Below are 19,908 nucleotides of genomic sequence, written 5' to 3'. Positions count from 1 at the left end.
CAGGACGGGAGGGTATCGAAGGCAAACGCTGCCCCGGACCTGTCTCTACTGTGTAGCGGAAAATGAACAGCAGTGAAAACCAGCCCCCCGGATTCGATCGGATCCGGATCGGAGAGTGCACTGTCACTCTGTCCTCGCGAGAAGTCGAGGTCGTCGGTGCGCGTCGCCCGCGTCGGCTGACGCCGAAGGCGCTGGGCGTGCTGCGTGTACTGCTGCGCCAGCCCGGGCGGGTTGTCACCCGCGATGAACTGTTCGCGGAAGTCTGGCCGGACACGCTGCCGACCAATGATGTGCTTACCCAGGCCGTCACCCAGCTGCGCAAGGCGTTCAGCAACGACGACGACAACGGCCAGGCCTATATCGAGACCATCGCCAAGACCGGCTATCGCCTGCTGGTGCCGGTGCAGGTACTGGACGATGTCGAGCCGGCGCCGTCCGCAGGAGCCGATGACGGAATCGCGGACCTGCAACCGGTGATGGTCATCGCCGAGGAGAGGCCGGCACACGTGCAGGCATCGCGCCGCCGCTGGCGCCACGTCCGCCGGCGCGTGCTGCTGGTGCTGGGCGTGCTGATGCTGGCCACGGTGGTGGTGCTGGCCGCGCTGCTGCTGCGGCGGGCACCGGCCAGCAGTTCAGCGGTGGATGCGGCCGTGGAGAACGGCACGCGCGTGATCGGCAGCCCGCAGCGTCCCTATCGGTTGATCACCGCAACCAGCGGTTTTGAAACCTATCCCACGCTTTCACCCGATGGCTCGTTGGTGGCCTATGAAGGCGCCAACGAAGACGGGCAAGGGGGTGGGGCGATCAAGGTACAGACCTCCGGCAACGCGCCAGCGCGGCAGCTGCTGGCTCCGCCGGCCGGCTCGGTTGACCGCTTCCCGAGCTGGTCGCCGGATGGACGCGAGATCGCCTTCGCGCGGTTCAGCAACAACGGCGGCTGCCAGGTGCTGATCGCCAGCGCGACCGGTGGTGCCCTGCGCCAGGCCACGCGGTGCGATGGCACCGAGCTGCTCAGTTTCGACTGGACGCCGGACGGCCGTGGCCTGGTGTTCGGCAGCATGGTGGGGCGCTATGCCCATCGGGGCATCCGCAAGCTCGATCTGGCCAGTGGCCAATGGGAGGCGCTGGACTACGGTGTTGCCGAGGATGACTTCGACTATGCGCCGCGCTACTCGCCTGATGGCAAGTGGCTGGTGTTCGTGCGCAATCCGCAGCTGGGCGACCTGTGGCGCATGCCGGCAGCGGGTGGCACGCCCGAGCAGCTGACCAGCGAGGCCGCTGAACTGCGTGGCTGGGCCTGGTTGCGTGATGGCCGGACGATCGTGTTTGGACGCCGTGTCGACAGTGAAGTGCGCCTGTACTACCTGGACGTCGAGAGCCGCACGCTGCGCGATGCCGGGCTCGACGACGCACAGTGGCCGGCCACTGCACGCCGCGCGGGCATGCTGGCCTTCGTCCATCGGCGCGCGCAGTTCGGCATCTTCAAGGTGCCGATGGAGGGCGGCTCGCCGCCGCAGCGCTTGTTTGCGTCCAGTGGCCGGGATGGGCAGCCGATGGCGGCGCCGGATGGACGCCAACTGGTGTTCACGTCCGATCGTTCAGGCAGCTTCGCGCTGTGGTGGGCGGACATGGAGCGCCCCGATTCGCTGCGGCCGATCGAAGGCTTGCGGCCCGAGGCACGTCAGGCACCGGATTGGTCGGCCGACAGCCGGCGGTTGCTGGTGGTGGGGCGCGACGAGCACGGACGCACAGTGGTCTATGAGATCGCCCCACGTGACGAACGCGTCCAGCCGTTGCCTGTCCCGTCGGAGCAGCCGCTGCAGGCACTGTACGGGGCACGCCCGGACCAGCTGCTGGTGGTCGAGCGCGATGACCAGCAACAGACCCGGCTGAGCCTGTTTGATCGAAGCGTGCAGCCCTGGCACCGCCTGGCCAGCATCGACGGTGTTTCGCAGGCGCGGTTCGATCGCAGCAGCGGGCGTGTGCTGTTCACCCGCCTGGCCGCAGGAGGCCTGTGGTCGGTGGATGCGGCGTTGGCACCGGCAAGCGTGCAGCAGATCAGCGATGACCGGCCCAGCCGGTGGCGGTACCGTGCCTGGACTGTGGCCGGCAGCAACGCGATCGGCTACCTCGGTACGTCCACCCGTTGTGGCACGACACTGGTGCTGATCCAGGCCGGGCGCGAGGAACCGGAACGCTGCCTGGATGCGGAACGCCTCAGTGCCGGCAACGGGCTGAGTGCCAGCGCCGATGGGCACACGCTGTTCGTGGCAATGGCGGTCAGCGACGGTGCCGACATCGGCGTGATGCGCTTGCCCGAGCGCTCGCCGACGCTACTTCCGGCGTTCTCCAAGTTGTTGTTGTTCAACGGAAATGGGCCTTCGTAATTTCTTCGTGGCGACCTCGCCGCGAATTCGTGGCGATCTCGTCTGACTTTCCTGACGTGGTGCCGCCTGATTTGGCAAAACGGAGGCCTGTACTAGGCAAACCGTGGTGCCCCCATGCGTCAACTCTCGCTGGCCGATCGCGGCCAAACCGTCTCTCTGGACCGGTCGCTCGACGATGCTGCGCCGACCTGCCTGGGCGTGGCCCGGCTCGGCAGCCTGCAGACCGCAGGCAGCAGCTTCACTGTGTGGATGCAGGTGCGCGGCAGCTCCTGGGTGGAAGCCAAGGAAGGACGCTTCCGCTTGCGCCAGGGCGAGTGGATCGCCTTCGAGAAAGAGTCGCGGCCGCTGGTGCAGGCAGGCCGCAACGGCTTGTGCGTTGGCCTGAACCTGACTGTCGAAGCACTGCGCGTGCTGGCCGAGATGGCCGACTGCGGCCTGTACGCCGGGCGTGGCCGCATGAGCCGTGGCGATGCCCGCGTTGCGCTGCGCCTGTGGCGCGATGCGCTGGCCAGTGGCCAGCCGGCACAGGCACTGCGCCCGCTGCTGCTGCATCTGGCGGGCCTGCAGCGTGGGCTGGCCGACAACGTGCAGCGTTGCCCGGGTCGCTCGCGCAGCCGCAAGCGTCAGGTATTCGGCCGCATGCAGCGCGCCCGCCTGTACCTGGAAGGCAACAGCCACCGCGTGGTGCGCATCGGTGAACTGGCCGAGCTGACCAACTTCTCCAGCTGGTATCTCTCCAAGACCTTCCAGAGCCTGTACGAGGAAAGCCCGCAGTCGCTTTCAGCACGTTTGCGCCTGGAACGGGCGGCCGACCTGCTGCGTGACACCGACATGATGGTTGGCGAGGTCGCTGCGGCCAGTGGCTTCGACAACTGCTGCAGCTTCGCGCGTGCGTTCCGCGCCCGCTACGGCCAGTCCGCATCGCGCTTCAGGGAAAACGGCGGCTTGCTGCCGCCACAATCTGCAAAGTCTCCGGTTGGCTCGCGCAAATACAGCGCTGCAACGCAATCGTAACGTGCTGGGGTGTTTTAACACGCTGCTAACACGTACCTTGGAGAGATAGATGAACGTTCGTAATCCCGCAGTGCGGCTGGGCCTTCTGCCGGCTGGCATTGCGTTGGCGCTGACGCCCGCCTTTGCTTCTGCGCAGGAAGCAAAGGATGCGACCACCCTGGATCGCATCGAAATCACGGGCTCGCGCATCCGCGGCGCCTCGATGGAGACCCAGCAGCCGGTCCTCACGCTGAGCCGTGAGAACCTGGAAAAGCAGGGCTACACCACCGTCGCCGATGTCCTGCAGAACCTGACCTCGGCAGGTTCGCCGGCCATTTCCCGCGCGGACTCGCTGTCCTCCGGCGAAAACGTTGGCGGCTACTACGTCGACCTGCGCAACCTTGGCGCGCAGCGCACCCTGGTGCTGATGAACGGCAAGCGCCTGGGCGCGACCACTGCCGGCTACCAGGATCTGAGCCAGATTCCGATGGCCGCCGTCGAGCGCATCGAAGTGCTGAAGGATGGCGCCTCCGCCATCTACGGTTCGGACGCCATTGCTGGCGTGGTCAATGTGATCACCCGCAAGCGCTTCGATGGTGCTGAAGCCAGCGTCTACGTTGGCCAGTACGGCCGCGGCGACGGCGACACCAACACCTACTCGTTCACCCTCGGCTCTGAAGGCGAGCGTGGCGGCGTGACCCTGTCGGCCGAGTACTCCAAGCAGGATCCAGTGTGGGCGAAGGATCGTTGGTTCAGCCGCGACGGCGGCCTGGGCCCGAATTCGACCTCTGCCGACTGGAGCCCGCTGAGCCAGAACAGCACCTGGTGCGACCCGCGCGTGTGGGGTGACTGCAAGCCGCGCGCTGCAGGCCAGCCGCAGCCGGAGTGGAAGACCCTGAATCCGGGCGGTGACCCGAAGAATGCGGCCGACTACCACCTGCTGACTCCGGCCGAGTACTCCAACGCCAACCAGCAGATGATGGTGCAGACCGGCATCGAGCGTAAGTCCGTGTATGTCAACGGCAGCTACGATCTGGCTGACTCGATCACCTTCAATGCTGACGTGCTGTACAACCAGCGCACCACCGACCAGCAGATCGCGGGTTACCCGTACCAGTCGCTGTCGTTCGGTACCCCGCTGTCGAAGGACAGCGCGTTCAACCCGATCGGCCAGGACGTCGAGTTCCGTCGCCGCCTGTGGGAAGTGCCGCGTACCACCAAGAGCGACCTCAAGACCCTGCGCTTCGCGCCGAGCCTGAGTGGCTTCTTCGAATTTGCCGGCAAGACCTGGGACTGGGACGTTGGCGCGCTGTGGAACCGCAACGAGCTGACCAAGACCGGCTACGGCGACATGAGCCTGATCGCTTCCGAGCAGGCACTTGGCAAGTCGTTCATCAACGGCCAGGGCGTTGCTCAGTGCGGGACCGCCGCCAATCCGATCCCGCTGAGCCAGTGCCGCCCGTGGAACCCGCTGCTGCCTTACGGCGTCAACGGCCAGGGCTCGCTTGCCGACCGTGATCTGCAGAACTTCCTGTTCCCGACCTACACCGACACTGGTGTGACCAAGACCACCAGCTACACCGCCAACCTGTCCGGTTCGCTGTTCGAGCTGCCGGCCGGTGACCTGGGTGTGGCCATGGGCTACGAGCACCGCAAGGAAGAAGGCCGCTTCGTGCCGGACGCCTTCCGTCAGTCGGGCCAGTCGACCGGCCTGGCGTCGACCACCACCTCGGGCAACTACTCGCTGGATGAGTTCTACCTGGAACTGAACGTGCCGATCCTGTCGGACCTGCCGTTTGCCAAGGAACTGACCTTCAACGTCGCAAGCCGCTACTCTGACTACAGCAACTTCGGTGACACGATCAACTCGAAGTTCGGCCTGGTGTGGCGCCCGATCGACGAACTGCTGGTCCGCGGTACCTACGCAGAAGGCTTCCGCGCACCGACCGTTGACGATCTGTACGGCGGCACCAACTCGAGCTTCGAGCGTTATACCGATCCGTGCGGTTCGACCTCGCCGGGCAACGTCGCTGGCAATGCTGCCTGCGCCGCGGCTGGCGTGCCGGCCAACTACGTGCAGGTCGGCCAGGGCTTCGCGCCTTGCAGCACCTTCCCGTGCGCGACCCCGGACCAGTTCGTCAGCGGTTCGAATTCGGCTCTGAAGCCGGAAACCTCCAAGAGCAAGACGGTTGGCCTGGTCTGGAGCCCGCGCTGGGTGCAGGGCCTGGACATCTCGCTCGACTGGTACCGCTACGAGCTGAAGAACATGATCATCGCTGACAGCGTTGATCGCATCCTGCGTGACTGCTACGTGCTGGGCAACGCAGCTCGCTGCGAAGGCGTCACCCGTGCCGCTGATGGCCATATCGAGGCGCTGACCTACGGCCTGGCCAACCTCGGCTCGATGGAGACCGAAGGCTACGATCTGGGTGTCAAGTACCGCCTGCCGGAACTGTCGATCGGCAAGTTCAGCATCGACTGGCAGACCAGCTACCTGGCCAAGTACGACGAAGCCGGCCAGAACAAGAAGGGTGAGAACATCACCATCGGTCGCGTTGGTGAGCCGGGCCTGTTCCGCGTCCGTTCGAACCTGGGTGTCAACTGGGAGCTGGGTGACTTCGGCGTCAACTGGACTGCCCGCTACTACTCGGGCATGAAGGAAAGCTGCATCGACGACGCATGGTGCGACGCTCCGAACCACTACGCCAATGGTGAGCCGGATCCGCTGCGCCACACCGGCTCCAACACCTTCCACGACGTGCAGGTCAGCTGGAAGGCTCCGTGGGATGCCACCATCGCCCTGGGTGCGAACAACGTGTTCGATCACCGCGGTGCGCTGCAGTACTCGGCGCCGAACTCGAGCTTCGCCTACTACGGTGGCTTCGACGTCGGTCGCTTCCTGTACATGAAGTACACCCAGCGCTTCTGATAGTTCGAAGTGCGACAGCAGTACCGGGAGGGCGGACCGCAAGGTCCGCCCTCTTTCTTTGTAGGGGAATTCCGAAATATCTTGGAAGGTGAGGGAAGTCACGTTCCTGTCGTGTCGTAATCAACACAGTTGCTGGGTCCACTTGCGGACACTTGCACATGGAGAGAGCGATGAAGAGCACGCTGTTGCACAAACTGTCTGCTGCTGCACTGATCTATGCAACATTGGTGGGTGCGGTGTTTGCCCAGACCGGTGGCGTCTGTGGGGGCGGGCTGTACTGCGAGGAGCTGCGTCAGGAATGCCTGGCTGCAGGCAAGTCGAAGGTCCTGTGTGATCTGCAGTATCGCCACTGCGTGCAGGATGCCTGCGGCGCGCGCTGATGCAAAAAAGGCGCGCCTTTGGGCGCGCCTTCGAGGTTCTTCCTGCGTTGACAGCTCAGATCTCGCTGGGTACCAGTCCCATCAGGCTGTTGGCATGCTCCCGCCACTGCGGCAGCCTGTTGAGAACACCTGCGCGCTGCAGGTAGTCCTCGTCCACCGGATCACCATTGACCAGTGCCAGTGCCACGTGCACTGCGCCGGTCACCCAGAAGCTGCGTGTATTGGCACGCTGCGGCTGCAGATGGAACGCGACCGCTTCGATGATCGGCATCGGCAGGCCCCACAGGCCGAGCAGATAGGCACCGGCTTCGGCGTGGCCCGGGCGGGTGTCACCGGTCAGCGATGGTTCGCTGCGCTCGTTGCGCACGCCGGGCAGCAGCAGGCCGATGTCGGCCAGCAGCGCGGCGGTCGCGCCCAGTTCGGCGCTGGATTCGGGCAGCAGGCGTGCCGCCAACCGCGAGGCGAGCAGGGCGCGCTGCTGCAGTGAATTGCGCTCGGCCGTGGACAGTGTCGGTGCCGAGAACACCTCGCTGGCCAGTACCAGATCGCGCAGCGTCGACAGACCGAGGCGGGTCACGGCGGTGCGCAGGTCGGCGATGGTGCGGCCCTGGCTGAAGAACGCCGAGTTCGACAGCTGCAGCACCTTGGCCGCGATCGCCGGATCAGCGGCCACCAGCTTGGCGACGTCGGCGCTGTCGGCGTCGTCGTCATGTTCCAGTGCCTGGGTCAGGCTCAGGTACAGGTGCGGCGGCGAGGGCAGCTTCTCGATACGGCCGATGGCGTCGCGCAGGCGAGGGCTGTCCAGCACTTCACGCAGCTCTTCCAGGCTGGTCAGCGCTTCCAGCAACACTTCCGGTGCCAGCGGCAACGGCAGGAAGCGGTGGGCCACGCCGATCAGGCGTGCCGGCGGCGGCCGGTTGCCGTGCTGGGCGTCCACCAGCGCAATGCGGATGGTTTCCGGGCGCAAGGTCCGGATCTGGCCCAGCAGCGTGGTGGCATTGAGATCCGGCAGTTGCGGGCAGACGATCACCGCATCCACGCCCTGCGTGGCCACCGCGGTCATCGCGGTCTGGCCATCGGTGGCGGTCAGCGGCTGCCAGTCTTCCCCAAGATCGGCAATGAATTCGGTCAGCTCAGCCGGCAGGCTGGCTGCATCCCCAACAAGCAGAATACGCACGACACATTCCCCTGGCTGTCTCGACGATGGATGTCGACGACGTGTGAAGTGACGCAATTTACCTAATACGGCGGCAAGAGTGATGTGCCGTCGTCATGAAACGTGACCCGCATCGCTCCGGCGGGGTGCCGCCGGAGCGATCCGGTTCAGGCTCAGGCCTTGCTGTCGAGATGGCGCTGGTGCGCCTCGATCAGGATCTGCTTGGCCTCAGCGGCGCCGCCCCAACCGTCGAGCTTGACCCACTTGCCCTTCTCCAGGTCCTTGTAGTGCTCGAAGAAGTGGCCGATGCGCTCCAGCCAGTGGCTGGACACCTGGGCGATGTCTTCCACGTGGGCGTAGCCACTGAAGATCTTCGACACCGGCACGGCCAGGATCTTCTCGTCGCTGCCCGCCTCATCGCTCATCTTCAGCACGCCGACCGGACGGCAGCGCACGACCGAACCCGGCACCAGCGGCAGCGGCAGCACCACCAGCACGTCGGCCGGATCGCCGTCGCCGCACAGGGTGCTCGGCACGTAGCCGTAGTTGCAGGGGTAGCGCATCGGGGTGGACAGGATGCGGTCGACGAAGATCGCGCCGGTTTCCTTGTCCACTTCGTACTTCACCGGCTCCGAGTCCTTCGGGATCTCGATGATGACGTTGATTTCTTCCGGCGGGTTCTTGCCGGGCGAGACGAGTTCCAGACCCATGGTCGTGCTCCAGGTGGGGGATATAGACGGATAGCCCCCCATTTTATGCCTTTGCCGGGCGCTGTGCAGGGGGAGGGGGCTGACGGCAGGGCGAGGAAGGCGCCGACCCGGCGGGCCGGGGTTGACCGATGGGTCCGGGTGGCGTGGGCGCGCAGGCTGGATGTACCTACCCGAGGAGTTCCCGCATGAAACCATCCGCCCTGTCACTCGGCCTGTTCTGCGCGCTGCTGATCGCGCCCGCCGCCCAGGCCTTTCCCTACGTGGACCTGATCGACTATCCGCACCAGGAAGCCAACTGGGACCGCTTCTTTGCCCTGGAAGGGCGTCTGCAGCACGGGTTCGACGCGATCTGCGGCGACACCTTCTGCGAGGGTGAGTACAGCGACATCCGGGCGCTGCGCCTGCGCTGTTCGGTGGACGCGGTGCGCGGCACGGTGCATGAGTGCCTGTGGGCATTTGCCGCCAGTGACCTGGCCGTGTCGCGGAACGACGGTGCGATCGTGGCCCGGCAACCGACCTGGCTATGCCGGTTGCCGCTGGTGCCTGGCACCCCGGTTGAGGACTTCCATGCGGCGCTGGCGGCCCGTAATCCGCTGCATGATCCGTTGCCCGGCACGTCGGAGAGCGTCTATGACGGGCTGACCGGCTGCATCCACTGATGCGAACGTGACTGATTCTCATTAACGGAGTAGCATGCGCGGCGCCTTCCGTCTGTCGTCCCGGTTCCGCGCATGTCCTCCAATGCCGCCTCCCTTACCGAACTGCTGATCCGTGAGCGGCCGGCACTGCTGCGTCGGGTGCAGCGTATCCTTGGCGGCGACAATGGCGCCGAGGATGTGATCCAGGCGGTGTGGTTCAAGGCCCGTGGGGTCGACGACAGCCAGGCCATCGACAACCCGCGGGCCTATCTGTACCGGCTGGCCGCCAACCTGGCCACCGACCACGGCCGCGAATCGACCCGGCGCAACCGCCTGCTGGCCGACTACTACCTGTGGGGGCCGGACGAGGTCATCTCGACCGAGGAACAGGCCATGGCACAGGACGAACTGCAGCGGGTGCTCGATGCGGCGGGGCACCTGCCGGAGCCGACCCGCACCATCTTCCGGCTCAACCGCCTGCAGGGCCTGACCCAGGCCGGGATCGCCCGCCGCCTCGGGGTGTCGGTGACTACCGTCGAGAACCATGTACGCACGGCGCTGCAGCGGCTGGCCTGGGCACGCAGCGGCCGATGACCGGCCCGGCTTGGGGCTGGCCCTCACTGGAACGTCTTGATCACTGGACCGTGGATGCGGTCTAGTTCCTCCGCCCGCGCTTGAATGCGCCTGTCCGCCAGCCGATGAGCCCGCCGAACACGCTGCCCGCCGCCAATGACGATGCCCTGGCCGAACAGGCCCGGGGCTGGATCGCGTGGCTGGCCTCGGGTGACATCGGCGAGGGGCGCATGCGCGAGTTCGAGCGCTGGCTGGCACAACCCGGGCACCGCCGTGCCTTCGAACACGAGCGCGCGCTGTGGCGCAGTGTCGGGCCACGCCCGCAGGTCCAGCCCGCCGAACGCCCGCGGCCGCATCGAATGCGCTGGGCGATGGCCGCTGCAGCCGCGCTGGCGATGCTGGTGGCATGGCCGGAGGCCTGGTTGCGGCTGCAGGCCGACCATCGCAGCACGCACGTCGCGCAGAACGTGCAATTGCCCGATGGCAGCCGCGCAGTGCTGGATGCGGACAGTGCGATTGCCGTGCGCTTCAATGCACATGCACGCGAGATCGAGCTGCTGCGTGGGCGTGCCTGGTTCGAGGTCAGCCCGGATGCGCAGCGACGTTTCAGCGTGCGTGCGGGCAACGGCGTGATCGAGGACATCTCGACCGCGTTCACCGTCGCGCGCGGCGATGACCAGGTTGAAACCCAGGTCGGGCAGGGCAGGGTGCGCGTGGCCAGCCCGGCCGACGGTGGCTGGACTTATCTGCAGGTGGGCCAGCGTGCGGTCTATGGCGAGCACAGCGGCGTGACGCGCCTGCGGGATGTGGCTGCCGACAGCGTCGGCGCGTGGCGGCAAGGCGAGCTGCTGCTGGAGCAGGCCAGCGTCGCCGACGCCGTGCAATGGGTGGGGCGTTATCGCGCCGGCCCGACCTTCGTGCGCGGCGATCTGTCGCGACTACCCGCAGTGAGTGCCGCATTGCGCATCGATCGCCCGGAGCAGGCGCTGGATGCACTGGCCGCAACAGCAGGTCTGCAGGTCACCCGCCTGCCGCTCGGCGTCGCCATCATTCACCAGTAGATCCACGCCATGCGTGGATGAAGGTCCCAGTGTGCCGACCAACGGTCGGCACCCACCACGATCACCGGCCGGTCGGCACCTGCCGCGACCGCAAATCGCTCTTGGGGTTGCCGCGCGCCCAACCGTCTTACCCCGCGAACGTACCCGCCGCCGCCACGTACGTCGCCGTGTCCGCCTGTGTTGCGGATGACGCCGCGCCTGCGGCACCGATTACCTGACAGGTTCCCCCATGTTCGACTCCCACCGCCCGGGCCGCGCGCTGCGCCCGTCCCGCCTGTGCATCGCCCTGCTGGCCGCCGGCCTGGCCAGCGCCGCACCGTCCGTGCTGGCACAGGGCGCCACCGGCAACCACGCTGCCGTGCAGCGCTTCGACATTCCAGCGCAGCCGATGGATGAAGCGCTGCGCAGCTATATGCGCCAGTCCGGCGTGCAGGTCGTGTATCCGGCCACCCTGGCCCGGGGCGTAACCTCGCGTGCGGTCAATGGCAGCCTGCCGGCCAACGAGGCGCTGCAGCAGCTGTTGCAGGGCAGTGGCCTGGCGGTGCGCCGCGTCAGCGCAGATGCAGTCACTCTGGAAGCGGCGACGCCGGTGCAGGCCGACAGCGGTGTGATCGTCACCGACACGCTCAGCGTGGCCGGCGACCGCGTCGACAGTGGCGCGACCAGCGACGAGGCGCGCCTGCTCGACAGCTATCGCAGTGTGGGCTCCACCACCACGCTCAGCCGCACGCACCTGGAACGTTTCCGCGGCACTTCCAACGGCGACATCGTCAAGGGCGTGGCCGGTGTCACCGCCGGTGACCCGCGCGTGGGCAATGGGTTCGACGTCAACATCCGTGGTATCCAGGGCCAGGGCCGCGTGCCGGTGATCATCGATGGCGGCCAGTCCAGCATGGATACCTACCGCGGCTATGCCGGCCAGTCACAGCGCACCTACCTCGACCCGGACCTGATCTCCAGCCTGACCATCACCAAGGGCCCGAGCCTGCAGGCCAACGCCTCCGGTGGCATCGGTGGCGTGGTCGAGATGGAGACGCTGAAGATCGGTGACGTGCTGCGCGAGGGGCGCGACTTCGGCGTACGCATGCGTGGCGGCCTGGCCAACGCCAGCGCCAACAACCTGCCGTCCTACAGCGCCGCGCCGCGTTCCGACCGCAGCGCCACCGGCAGCCAGTTCTTCAACGTGGCCGCAGCCGGTCACTGGGACCGCTTCGATCTGGTGGCCGCCTATGCGTACCGCGACAACGGCAACTATTTCTCCGGCAAGCACGGCTACGATGATTTCCCGCAGACCCGTCGCACGCTGGCGCCGCTGAACCCGCCGCACACCGAGGTCTTCAATACCTCGGCGCGCTCGAAGTCGGCGCTGCTCAAGGGCACCTGGCGCATCGACGATGCACAGACGCTGGAGGCCGGCTACCGCCGCTATGAAGGCACTGCTGGCGAGATCATGGCCTCGCAGATCATCCGCGTGGATCGTGACCGCATTCCACAGTGGGATCCGGGCCATGTCGACATGGACAGCTACAGCCTGCGCTACCGCTTCAATCCGGACAGCGAGCTGATCGATCTACGCGTCAATGCCGCATACACCGACACCGACAGCGTGATGTACAACAGCCTGACCGGCATCACCCCTTGGTACTTCGATCGCCGCACCGAGTGGTACGACGCGCCCAGCTTCAGCGGCGACCCCGGCTACAAGGATGCCTACCGCAATCCGCTGCGGCAGAAGCGCTTCGGACTGGATGCCAGCAACACCTCGATGTTCGATACCCGCGCCGGTGCGTTCACCCTCGACTACGGCCTGTCCTACAGTGACGAAGACATCGCACCGGGCAGCTCGGGCCCGGTCATGCACGATGACCTGGTCAACAACCGTTTCCTGCGCAATGCCGAGCGCAAGGAATACAGTGCCGTGGCCTCGCTGAAGTGGCAGCCCGATGAGCACTGGGAACTGCTGGCCGGCGGCCGCTGGAACCGCGTGGACGTGCACGACCGCAACCGCCTGGCCACGCCCGATGCCTATGAGGTGCAGGGCCAGTACCGCTACACCGAACTGCTCAATGGCAACCCGGCGCTGCCGTCGTGGCGGGCCAAGCGCATCGCGCTGCTGAACTGGTATCCGGATGCCAACGGCAACTTCACCCAGGAATCGCTGCTGGCCTCACCGTACAAGAAGGGCACGGTGGCCGACATCGGTGGCTGGAACTTCTACGACGCCGGCAAGGCGCAGGACCTGGAAGTGCCGGTCAGCTGGACGTGGTCGCAGCCGATCCGCCGCCGTGACACCGCGTTCTCGCCGACCGCCAGCGTGGCCTACCGCTTCAGCGAAGACACCATGGTCTACGTGAAGTACGCCGAAGGCACCAAGCTGCCGAGCCTGTTCGAGACCACGCTGGGCCTGTTCACCGCCGCCAAGCCGGTGGGCGAGCTGAAGCCGGAGCGTGCGCGCAGCTGGGAAATCGGTGCCAGCACCCTCCGCTACGACCTGTTCACCGCTGGCGACCGCCTGGCGCTGAAGCTGGCGTACTTCGATACCCGCATCGACGACCTGATCACCCGTGACTACCGCACGCTGTCGGCGGGCCTGATCCGCAACGTCGACCAGTTCAAGGTCTCGGGCATGGAGTTCCAGTCCAGCTATGACAGCGGCAAGGTGTTTGCCGATCTTTCCGCGCACTATTACTTCAAGGCCAAGACCTGCGCGCCGGACATCGCCGCAGAGCGCCGCGCCTATGGTGCACAGCGCAAGAACGATGAACTGGCCAACACGCCCGACTGCGTGGACGGCGGCTTCGAGGGCTCGTACACCAATACCCAGAACCCGCCGCGCTACATGGTCAACCTGACCCTGGGCTCGCGCCTGTTCGAGGAGCGCCTGACCTTCGGCACCCGCGTGGTCCACAACGCCGGGCCGATCAGCAAGCTGGACAAGGACTGGAACGTAGGCCTGTCGGCGATCCAGCAGCTGTACCGGCCAACCACGCTGGTGGACCTGTTCGCCAGCTGGAGCTTCAACGACCAGCTCTCGGTGGAAGCCGGCGTGGACAACCTGACCGATCGTTACTACCTGGACCCGCTGGCGTTGGGCGTGATGCCGGCGCCGGGCCGCACTGCGCGGCTGGCGCTGACCTGGAAGTACTGATCGGTCGCGTATGAGCGGTGGGGTCGGACCGCCCTCGGTGGGTGCGGACCTTGGTCCGCACCGCTTCCGCCGTGCAATCGCCAGCGCCCCGCCACGCCCGGCGTCTACTTACAGCCCGGTCGCGGCCTTCACCGCATCTTCGTGCAGGGACTCGTTCAGCTCGTCCACCACGGTGGTCCATGCCGCATCGGCCTGCAGCGACTCGGACAGGAACTGGCGCTGCGCATCGTTCCAGTACGGCGCCTCGACCACTTCCACATCGGTGGCCAGCTGGTGCTCGCGGATGAAGCGGGCGATGCCCTCGGCGCTGGCGTCCAGGCCCAGCTGCAGGAACAGGTTGGTCATGCGCGGTTCGGTGGTGATCATCGTCGGTTCCTGCGGTAAGAAGGGATGCGCCATTATCGGCGCACATAGCCTTGGGGAAAGCCCCGTGGCAAACGTCTACAGCAGGACGACCCCCTTGGCATCCCCCATGAACGCACACATCGCCCCTGAAGAAAGCCGCAGCCTGCGGCTCAAGTCCGCCACCCGCGACAGCCACGGTGCCCTGGACAAGCGCATCATGGCCGGCGACATCTTCGCCGACCGCAGCAATTTCGCCCGTTTCCTGCGCGTGCAGTATCGCTTCCACCGCAGCATCGATGCGCTGTATGCCAACCCTGCGCTGGACGCACTGCTGCCGGACCTGGGCGAGCGCCGCCGCCTGACCCAGGTCGCGCGCGACCTGCAGGACCTGGAGCAGACCCTGCCGGGGGCTGACATCGCGGCGTTGCCGTCCGATCTGGAACTGCCCGCCGCGTTGGGGTGGCTGTACGTGGCTGAAGGCTCCAACCTGGGCGGCACCATTCTGTACAAGATGGCCGCCAGGCTCGGCCTGGACCGTGATTTTGGCGCCCGCCACCTGGCCGCGCATCCGGATGGCGCGGCGCGCCACTGGCGTGAGTTCACCGCTGCGCTGGACGCGGTACCGCTGAGTGTCGAGCAGGAGCAGCAGGTGATCGATGCCGCCGACGCCGCGTTCCGCAGCGTGCACGGCCACGTCGAAGTGGAATTCGCCTGATGCGCGGCGCGCGCCCACAGGTGCAGCGCTGATGCGCTGGCTCTGGTTCGCGCTGGGCTGGCTGATGGTCGGGCTCGGGGTGATCGGCGCGTTGCTGCCGGTGATGCCGACCACCATCTTCCTGATCCTGGCCGTGGGCTGCTTCGCGCGCAGCTCGCCGAAGTTCGAGCAGCGCCTGTTGGCGCATCCGCGCTACGGCCCGTCGCTGCGGTTGTGGCGCGAGCAGGGCGCGGTATCGCGCAAGGGCAAGGCGTTTGCCAGTGCCGGCATGGCGCTGGGCTTTGCCCTGTTCTGCTGGGGCGCGCATCCGTCCTGGCGCCTGCTGTTGGGCGTGGGCCTGTTCTTCGCGGTCAGCGCCGGCTACGTGCTGAGCCGACCGGCCCCCCGGCTGGAGCCCCATCCGGTCGTGGAAGTGGACGACGCCAATGATCCGCGCGCGGCCCGTAGTCGCGCAGCGACCCCTGATGCTGATGGAAGCCGAGATGATGCTGCCTGCTGACCTGGCCCCCGTGGCCGCCCCCGCATTGACCCCGTGGGGCATGTACCTGGCCGCCGACGTGGTGGTGAAGGCCGTGATGATCGCGCTGGCACTGGCGTCGCTGTCCACCTGGACCGTGCTGTTGGCCAAGGGCTGGGAGCTGACCCGTCAGGCCCGGCAGCTGCGCGCGGCGCGCGCGCTGTTGCTGCAGTCCGCACAGCTGCCGCCGCAGAGCGGAGAGGCAAGTCTGCAGCAGGGCACCGCACTCGCCATGCTGGACGCCGCTCGTACCGAACTGCGCCTGTCGCAGGATCTGGAAGGGCGCGACGGCACCAAGGAACGCATCGCCTCGCGCCTGGACCGTATCGAGCTGGAGACCGCGCGCGTGCAGCGGCGCGGCATCGGTGTGCTCGCCAGCATCGGCGCGGTGGCGCCCTTCGTCGGCCTGTTCGGCACGGTGTGGGGCATCATGAACAGCTTCATCGGCATCGCCCACAGCAACACCACCCACCTGGCGGTGGTTGCGCCCGGCATCGCCGAGGCCTTGCTGGCGACCGCACTCGGCCTGGTCGCGGCGATTCCCGCGGTACTGGTCTACAACCATTTCAGCCGCGTGTTGGCCGGCCTGCGGGGCCTGCTCGGCGATCTGTCGGCGGCCGTGCAGCAGCTGGTTTCGCGCGATCTTGATCGTGCCGTGCCGCGTGCCGCAGCGGCACCGCTGCACGCGGTGCACTGAGGCGCGACGATGGCGATCAGGACCGCGTCCGACCGCGACGACACGCCGGAAGAATCGCACGAGATCAACGTCACGCCCTTCATCGATGTGATGCTGGTGCTGTTGATCATCTTCATGGTGGCGGCACCGCTGGCCACCGTGTCGGTACCGGTGCAGCTGCCGGCCAGCAGTGTCAGTGCCACGCCGCCGGAACAGGCGCCGGTGTATGTGACCGTGCAGGCCGATCTGTCGCTGCGCGTGGGCGAGCAGGCGGTGGCACGCGACGGGCTGGCCGCTGCGCTGCAGGTAGCCACCCACGGTGACACCTCGCAACGCCTGTTCCTGCGTGCCGATACCCGCGTGCCCTACGGCGAACTGATGGCAACGCTGGATGCGCTGCGTGCTGCGGGCTACCTGAAGGTGGCACTGGTTGGACTGGAGCAGGGCGCGCGATGAGCGGACTGCGGCGCTGGGCGACCAGCCTGGCGATCGTGCTGCTGGTGCATGCGTTGCTGGTCAGCGTGGCCTGCTGGTGGGCGGCGCGCGCACCGGCGGTGGCCGCCGCAGCGCCGCCCGCTGCATTGATGCTGGAGCTGGCGCCGATGGCACAGGCGCCTCCGGTGCCGCCGCGCGAGGTTGCCACTGGGCCGCTGCAACAGCAACAGCAGCGGCAGGCGCCGAAGCCGGTGCTGCGTGAGCAACCGAAGGCGCCGATGCAGCCGCAGGGTGATTTGCCACCGCTGCGTACGCCGGAGCCGATGCCCGCGCCGGAAACCGCCGAGACCAATGTCGCGCAGACCAGCGCACCGCCGCAGGTGGCAGCCGATGTGGCCGCACGCTACACCGCACCGCAGACCACCGCCGGCGAGCGCAGTCGCGCCGAGGCGACCTGGGAAGGACGCCTGCTCGCGCACCTGCAGAAGCACCGGCGCTATCCACGCCAGGCCGAGCGGCTGCGCCAGCAGGGCGTGGTCTACGTGCGCTTTGCCGTGGCCCGCGACGGTGTGGTTTCGGCGGTGGTGCTGGGCCGCAGCAGCGGCTTCGCGTTGCTCGACCAGGAGACGCTGGACACCGTGCAGCGGGCCAGCCCGGTCCCCGCGCCGCCGGCCGAGGTGCCTGGCGGCCCGGTGCAGGTGATGGTGCCGGTGTCATTCTTCCTGCGCGGGCGCTGACCGCCATCGGGGTCGGATCCCTTTCCGCAGGACAGGGCTCTGACCCGAGCCGGAATTCAAGGCAGCGCGCAGGCGTTATGCTCGCGCACGACCGTCAATGGACGCGCGGAGGTTGGCATGACGACACGGACGTTACGGGTGCTGGCCTGGTGCAGCGTGTTGCTGGCTGCATGCGTGGCCGTGCTTTCGCTGGCACCGTTCACGCCGGCGATCATCTTCGCCTGGCCCTTGCTGGTGTTCGCCGCCTTCTGCATCTGGCGTGGCGCGTGGCTGCCCGGCGCACTGTGTGCGTGGCTGGCTTCGCTCGCTTTCATCGGCAGCCCGCTCAGCCTCTTCGATGGCTGGGACCGGCCGATCCATGCCTGCTGGATGATCGTCGTGGTGCTGCTTGTCATCCGATGGATGAGGCGGTCGCGGCCGTAGCGTCGAGCCTGCTCGACGCTACGGGTTCATGCATGGCGTGGATCTACAACAGAGGCACCAGCAGCAGCGCCACGATGTTGATGATCTTGATCAGCGGATTGATCGCCGGGCCAGCGGTGTCCTTGTACGGGTCACCGACGGTATCGCCGGTCACCGCAGCCTTGTGCGCTTCGCTGCCCTTGCCGCCGAAGTGGCCATCCTCGATGTACTTCTTGGCGTTGTCCCAGGCGCCGCCGCCGGTGGTCATCGAGATGGCCACGAACAGGCCGGTTACGATCGTGCCGATGAGTAGACCGCCGAGTGCGCGCGGCCCCAGCAGCAGGCCGACCACCACCGGCACCACCACCGGCAGCAGCGAGGGCACGATCATTTCGCGGATCGCCGAGCGGGTCAGCATGTCCACCGCCTTGTCGTACTGCGGCTTGCCGGTGCCCTGCATGATGCCGGGGATCTCGCGGAACTGGCGCCGCACCTCTTCCACCACTGCCCCCGCCGCGCGGCCGACCGCTTCCATCGCCATCGCACCGAACAGGTAGGGAATCAGGCCCCCGATCAGCAGGCCGATGATCACCGTGTGGTCGCTGAGGTCGAAGCGGAATTCCTGGCCGGGGTTGGCGGCCTGCAGGTTGTGGGTGTAGTCGGCGAACAGCACCAGTGCGGCCAGTGCAGCCGAGCCGATCGCATAGCCCTTGGTCACTGCCTTGGTGGTATTGCCCACCGCATCCAGTGGATCGGTGATGTCGCGGATCTCCGAGGGCAGTTCGGCCATTTCGGCGATGCCGCCGGCGTTGTCGGTGATCGGTCCGTAGGCATCGAGCGCGACGATCATGCCAGCCATCGACAGCATCGCGGTGGCGGCGATGGCGATGCCATACAGGCCACCCAGCGCGAACGCACCCCAGATCGCAGCACACACCGCCACCACCGGCAGTGCAGTGGACTTCATCGAGATGCCGAGGCCGGCGATGATGTTGGTGCCGTGCCCGGTGGTCGAGGCCTGCGCCACGTGCTGCACCGGCTTGTACTGGGTGCCGGTGTAGTACTCGGTGATCCACACGATCAGCCCGGTCAGGACCAGGCCGATCAACGCGCAGCCGTACAGTGGCATCGGTCCATGTACGTTGTCACTCATCAGCCCGGTGGTGATCGGGTAGAACGCGATCGCGGCCAGCACGCCGGAGACGATCACGCCCTTGTACAGCGCGCCCATGATCGAGCCGCCAGGCTTCACCTTGACGAACAGCGCACCGATGATCGAGGCGATGATCGACACACCGCCCAGCACCAGCGGATACAGCACGGCATTGGCGCCCGCCTCGGCCAGCATCAGGCTGCCCAGCAGCATCGTTGCGATGACGGTGACCGCATAGGTCTCGAACAGGTCGGCGGCCATGCCGGCGCAGTCGCCGACGTTGTCACCGACGTTGTCGGCGATCACCGCCGGGTTGCGCGGGTCATCCTCGGGAATGCCGGCTTCCACCTTGCCGACCAGATCGGCGCCGACGTCGGCGCCCTTGGTGAAGATGCCGCCGCCCAGACGCGCGAAGATCGAGATCAGCGACGAACCGAACGCCAGACCGACCAGCGCGTGCAGCGCCTGTTCCATCGGCAGGCCCATCCGCAGCAGCAGTGCGTAATAGCCGGCCACACCCAGCAGGCCCAGGCCGACCACCAGCATGCCGGTGATCGCACCGCCGCGGAAGGCGACGTCCATCGCCGCACTGATGCCATGGCGCGCCGCCTCCGCGGTGCGCACGTTGGCGCGCACCGACACGTTCATGCCGATGTAGCCGGCGGCGCCGGACAGCACCGCGCCGACCGCGAATCCAATCGCGGTATACCAGCTGAGGAACACCCCGACCAGCACGAACAGCACCACGCCGGCGATGCCGATGGTCAGGTACTGGCGGTTGAGGTAGGCACGCGCACCTTCCTGGATCGCGGTGGCGATCGCGACCATGCGCTCATTGCCGGTGGGTTGGCGCAGGATCCAGCGCGCCGAGACGATTCCGAACAGGATCGCGAGAATGGCGCAGCCCAGCGCCAATGAAAGCCCGTGACGTTCCAGCATTAGACCCCTCCGCA

At 66.9% G+C, this 19,908-nt stretch carries 18 protein-coding genes; 14 read left to right on the top strand and 4 right to left on the bottom strand.

The window, feature by feature from the left end; genetic code table 11:
- Positions 1 to 62: 62 nt before the first annotated feature.
- The 4 genes from AC5P9W_RS00315 to AC5P9W_RS00300 all read left to right on the top strand — a co-directional run bounded on the left by AC5P9W_RS00315 (position 63) and on the right by AC5P9W_RS00300 (position 6,689).
- Positions 63 to 2,387 (top strand): winged helix-turn-helix domain-containing protein, encoded by a 2,325-nt coding sequence (locus tag AC5P9W_RS00315; RefSeq protein WP_111101875.1) that lies wholly within the window; start codon positions 63 to 65, stop codon positions 2,385 to 2,387.
- Positions 2,388 to 2,501: 114 nt separating this feature from the next.
- Positions 2,502 to 3,401 carry a helix-turn-helix transcriptional regulator gene (locus AC5P9W_RS00310; protein WP_010483985.1) on the top strand — a complete coding sequence of 300 codons (900 nt, stop codon included), beginning with the start codon at positions 2,502 to 2,504 and terminating at the stop codon, positions 3,399 to 3,401.
- A 49-nt stretch (positions 3,402 to 3,450) separates the two neighbouring features.
- Complete coding sequence (locus AC5P9W_RS00305) at positions 3,451 to 6,309, top strand: TonB-dependent receptor (protein ID WP_010483986.1); 2,859 nt, start codon at positions 3,451 to 3,453, stop codon at positions 6,307 to 6,309.
- A gap of 170 nt (positions 6,310 to 6,479) precedes the next feature.
- The gene (locus tag AC5P9W_RS00300; RefSeq protein ID WP_010483987.1) at positions 6,480 to 6,689 is read left to right on the top strand and encodes a hypothetical protein; all 210 of its coding nucleotides are present in this window, start codon (positions 6,480 to 6,482) and stop codon (positions 6,687 to 6,689) included.
- A 55-nt stretch (positions 6,690 to 6,744) separates the two neighbouring features.
- Here AC5P9W_RS00300 and AC5P9W_RS00295 read toward each other — a convergent pair whose 3' ends face one another.
- Together AC5P9W_RS00295 and ppa are read right to left on the bottom strand one after the other, a co-directional pair.
- A complete protein-coding gene (locus tag AC5P9W_RS00295; RefSeq protein ID WP_495218604.1) occupies positions 6,745 to 7,866 on the bottom strand; it encodes an HDOD domain-containing protein in 1,122 nt (373 codons plus the stop codon).
- Between the two features lie 152 nt (positions 7,867 to 8,018).
- A complete protein-coding gene (gene ppa / locus AC5P9W_RS00290; RefSeq protein ID WP_005410935.1) occupies positions 8,019 to 8,555 on the bottom strand; it encodes an inorganic diphosphatase in 537 nt (178 codons plus the stop codon).
- Between the two features lie 185 nt (positions 8,556 to 8,740).
- Between ppa and AC5P9W_RS00285 the strand changes: the two genes are divergently transcribed.
- The 4 genes from AC5P9W_RS00285 to AC5P9W_RS00270 all read left to right on the top strand — a co-directional run bounded on the left by AC5P9W_RS00285 (position 8,741) and on the right by AC5P9W_RS00270 (position 13,975).
- A complete protein-coding gene (locus AC5P9W_RS00285) occupies positions 8,741 to 9,214 on the top strand; it encodes a hypothetical protein (RefSeq protein WP_312546319.1) in 474 nt (157 codons plus the stop codon).
- A gap of 72 nt (positions 9,215 to 9,286) precedes the next feature.
- Entirely contained in the window at positions 9,287 to 9,787 is a 501-nt protein-coding gene (locus tag AC5P9W_RS00280; protein WP_134731341.1) for an RNA polymerase sigma factor, read from the top strand.
- Between the two features lie 104 nt (positions 9,788 to 9,891).
- Positions 9,892 to 10,827 carry a FecR family protein gene (locus tag AC5P9W_RS00275; protein WP_495218602.1) on the top strand — a complete coding sequence of 312 codons (936 nt, stop codon included), beginning with the start codon at positions 9,892 to 9,894 and terminating at the stop codon, positions 10,825 to 10,827.
- Between the two features lie 229 nt (positions 10,828 to 11,056).
- Positions 11,057 to 13,975, top strand: coding sequence for a TonB-dependent receptor (locus AC5P9W_RS00270; protein WP_495218600.1), 2,919 nt, complete (start codon positions 11,057 to 11,059; stop codon positions 13,973 to 13,975).
- Between the two features lie 108 nt (positions 13,976 to 14,083).
- Here the strand turns inward: AC5P9W_RS00270 and AC5P9W_RS00265 are convergent, their stop codons facing one another.
- Positions 14,084 to 14,341, bottom strand: a complete 258-nt coding sequence (locus AC5P9W_RS00265) for a DUF2789 domain-containing protein (RefSeq protein ID WP_006390068.1) — start codon at positions 14,339 to 14,341, stop codon at positions 14,084 to 14,086.
- Positions 14,342 to 14,447: 106 nt separating this feature from the next.
- Here AC5P9W_RS00265 and AC5P9W_RS00260 point away from each other — a divergent pair, with 106 nt between their 5' ends.
- The 6 genes from AC5P9W_RS00260 to AC5P9W_RS00235 all read left to right on the top strand — a co-directional run bounded on the left by AC5P9W_RS00260 (position 14,448) and on the right by AC5P9W_RS00235 (position 17,823).
- Positions 14,448 to 15,035 carry a biliverdin-producing heme oxygenase gene (locus tag AC5P9W_RS00260; protein WP_188250314.1) on the top strand — a complete coding sequence of 196 codons (588 nt, stop codon included), beginning with the start codon at positions 14,448 to 14,450 and terminating at the stop codon, positions 15,033 to 15,035.
- A gap of 31 nt (positions 15,036 to 15,066) precedes the next feature.
- Entirely contained in the window at positions 15,067 to 15,534 is a 468-nt protein-coding gene (locus AC5P9W_RS00255) for a YbaN family protein (RefSeq protein WP_021203620.1), read from the top strand.
- Positions 15,521 to 16,249 carry a tonB-system energizer ExbB gene (gene exbB, locus AC5P9W_RS00250; protein ID WP_456115452.1) on the top strand — a complete coding sequence of 243 codons (729 nt, stop codon included), beginning with the start codon at positions 15,521 to 15,523 and terminating at the stop codon, positions 16,247 to 16,249. Before AC5P9W_RS00255 ends, exbB begins: the two co-directional genes overlap by 14 nt.
- A gap of 9 nt (positions 16,250 to 16,258) precedes the next feature.
- Positions 16,259 to 16,684 (top strand): TonB system transport protein ExbD, encoded by a 426-nt coding sequence (exbD, locus tag AC5P9W_RS00245; protein WP_164144704.1) that lies wholly within the window; start codon positions 16,259 to 16,261, stop codon positions 16,682 to 16,684.
- The gene (locus AC5P9W_RS00240; RefSeq protein WP_207048893.1) at positions 16,681 to 17,400 is read left to right on the top strand and encodes an energy transducer TonB; all 720 of its coding nucleotides are present in this window, start codon (positions 16,681 to 16,683) and stop codon (positions 17,398 to 17,400) included. Before exbD ends, AC5P9W_RS00240 begins: the two co-directional genes overlap by 4 nt.
- Positions 17,401 to 17,517: 117 nt before the next feature.
- On the top strand, positions 17,518 to 17,823 hold the full coding sequence (locus AC5P9W_RS00235; protein ID WP_111101879.1) for a hypothetical protein: 306 nt from the start codon (positions 17,518 to 17,520) through the stop codon (positions 17,821 to 17,823).
- Positions 17,824 to 17,866: 43 nt separating this feature from the next.
- Here the strand turns inward: AC5P9W_RS00235 and AC5P9W_RS00230 are convergent, their stop codons facing one another.
- Positions 17,867 to 19,894: a sodium-translocating pyrophosphatase gene (locus AC5P9W_RS00230; RefSeq protein ID WP_019662021.1), complete on the bottom strand. Its 2,028-nt coding sequence runs from the start codon at positions 19,892 to 19,894 to the stop codon at positions 17,867 to 17,869.
- Positions 19,895 to 19,908: the final 14 nt, after the last annotated feature.

This window comes from Stenotrophomonas sp. YJH_SMC_33 (assembly GCF_059372295.1).
The sequence above is the reverse complement of the archived record's forward strand: the minus strand, read 5'-3'. Positions and strand labels throughout refer to the sequence as shown.

Excerpts from the sequence above, each read along its gene's own strand:
- exbB (WP_456115452.1), top strand. The coding sequence starts at position 15,521 with ATGCTGCCTGCTGACCTGGCCCCCGTGGCCGCCCCCGCATTGACCCCG.
- AC5P9W_RS00280 (WP_134731341.1), top strand. The coding sequence starts at position 9,287 with ATGTCCTCCAATGCCGCCTCCCTTACCGAACTGCTGATCCGTGAGCGG.
- AC5P9W_RS00235 (WP_111101879.1), top strand. The coding sequence starts at position 17,518 with ATGACGACACGGACGTTACGGGTGCTGGCCTGGTGCAGCGTGTTGCTG.
- ppa (WP_005410935.1), bottom strand. The coding sequence starts at position 8,555 with ATGGGTCTGGAACTCGTCTCGCCCGGCAAGAACCCGCCGGAAGAAATC.
- AC5P9W_RS00275 (WP_495218602.1), top strand. The coding sequence starts at position 9,892 with ATGAGCCCGCCGAACACGCTGCCCGCCGCCAATGACGATGCCCTGGCC.
- AC5P9W_RS00240 (WP_207048893.1), top strand. The coding sequence starts at position 16,681 with ATGAGCGGACTGCGGCGCTGGGCGACCAGCCTGGCGATCGTGCTGCTG.
- exbD (WP_164144704.1), top strand. The coding sequence starts at position 16,259 with ATGGCGATCAGGACCGCGTCCGACCGCGACGACACGCCGGAAGAATCG.
- AC5P9W_RS00315 (WP_111101875.1), top strand. The coding sequence starts at position 63 with ATGAACAGCAGTGAAAACCAGCCCCCCGGATTCGATCGGATCCGGATC.
- AC5P9W_RS00265 (WP_006390068.1), bottom strand. The coding sequence starts at position 14,341 with ATGATCACCACCGAACCGCGCATGACCAACCTGTTCCTGCAGCTGGGC.
- AC5P9W_RS00305 (WP_010483986.1), top strand. The coding sequence starts at position 3,451 with ATGAACGTTCGTAATCCCGCAGTGCGGCTGGGCCTTCTGCCGGCTGGC.
- AC5P9W_RS00270 (WP_495218600.1), top strand. The coding sequence starts at position 11,057 with ATGTTCGACTCCCACCGCCCGGGCCGCGCGCTGCGCCCGTCCCGCCTG.
- AC5P9W_RS00255 (WP_021203620.1), top strand. The coding sequence starts at position 15,067 with ATGCGCTGGCTCTGGTTCGCGCTGGGCTGGCTGATGGTCGGGCTCGGG.
- AC5P9W_RS00230 (WP_019662021.1), bottom strand. The coding sequence starts at position 19,894 with ATGCTGGAACGTCACGGGCTTTCATTGGCGCTGGGCTGCGCCATTCTC.
- AC5P9W_RS00300 (WP_010483987.1), top strand. The coding sequence starts at position 6,480 with ATGAAGAGCACGCTGTTGCACAAACTGTCTGCTGCTGCACTGATCTAT.
- AC5P9W_RS00260 (WP_188250314.1), top strand. The coding sequence starts at position 14,448 with ATGAACGCACACATCGCCCCTGAAGAAAGCCGCAGCCTGCGGCTCAAG.
- AC5P9W_RS00285 (WP_312546319.1), top strand. The coding sequence starts at position 8,741 with ATGAAACCATCCGCCCTGTCACTCGGCCTGTTCTGCGCGCTGCTGATC.
- AC5P9W_RS00310 (WP_010483985.1), top strand. The coding sequence starts at position 2,502 with ATGCGTCAACTCTCGCTGGCCGATCGCGGCCAAACCGTCTCTCTGGAC.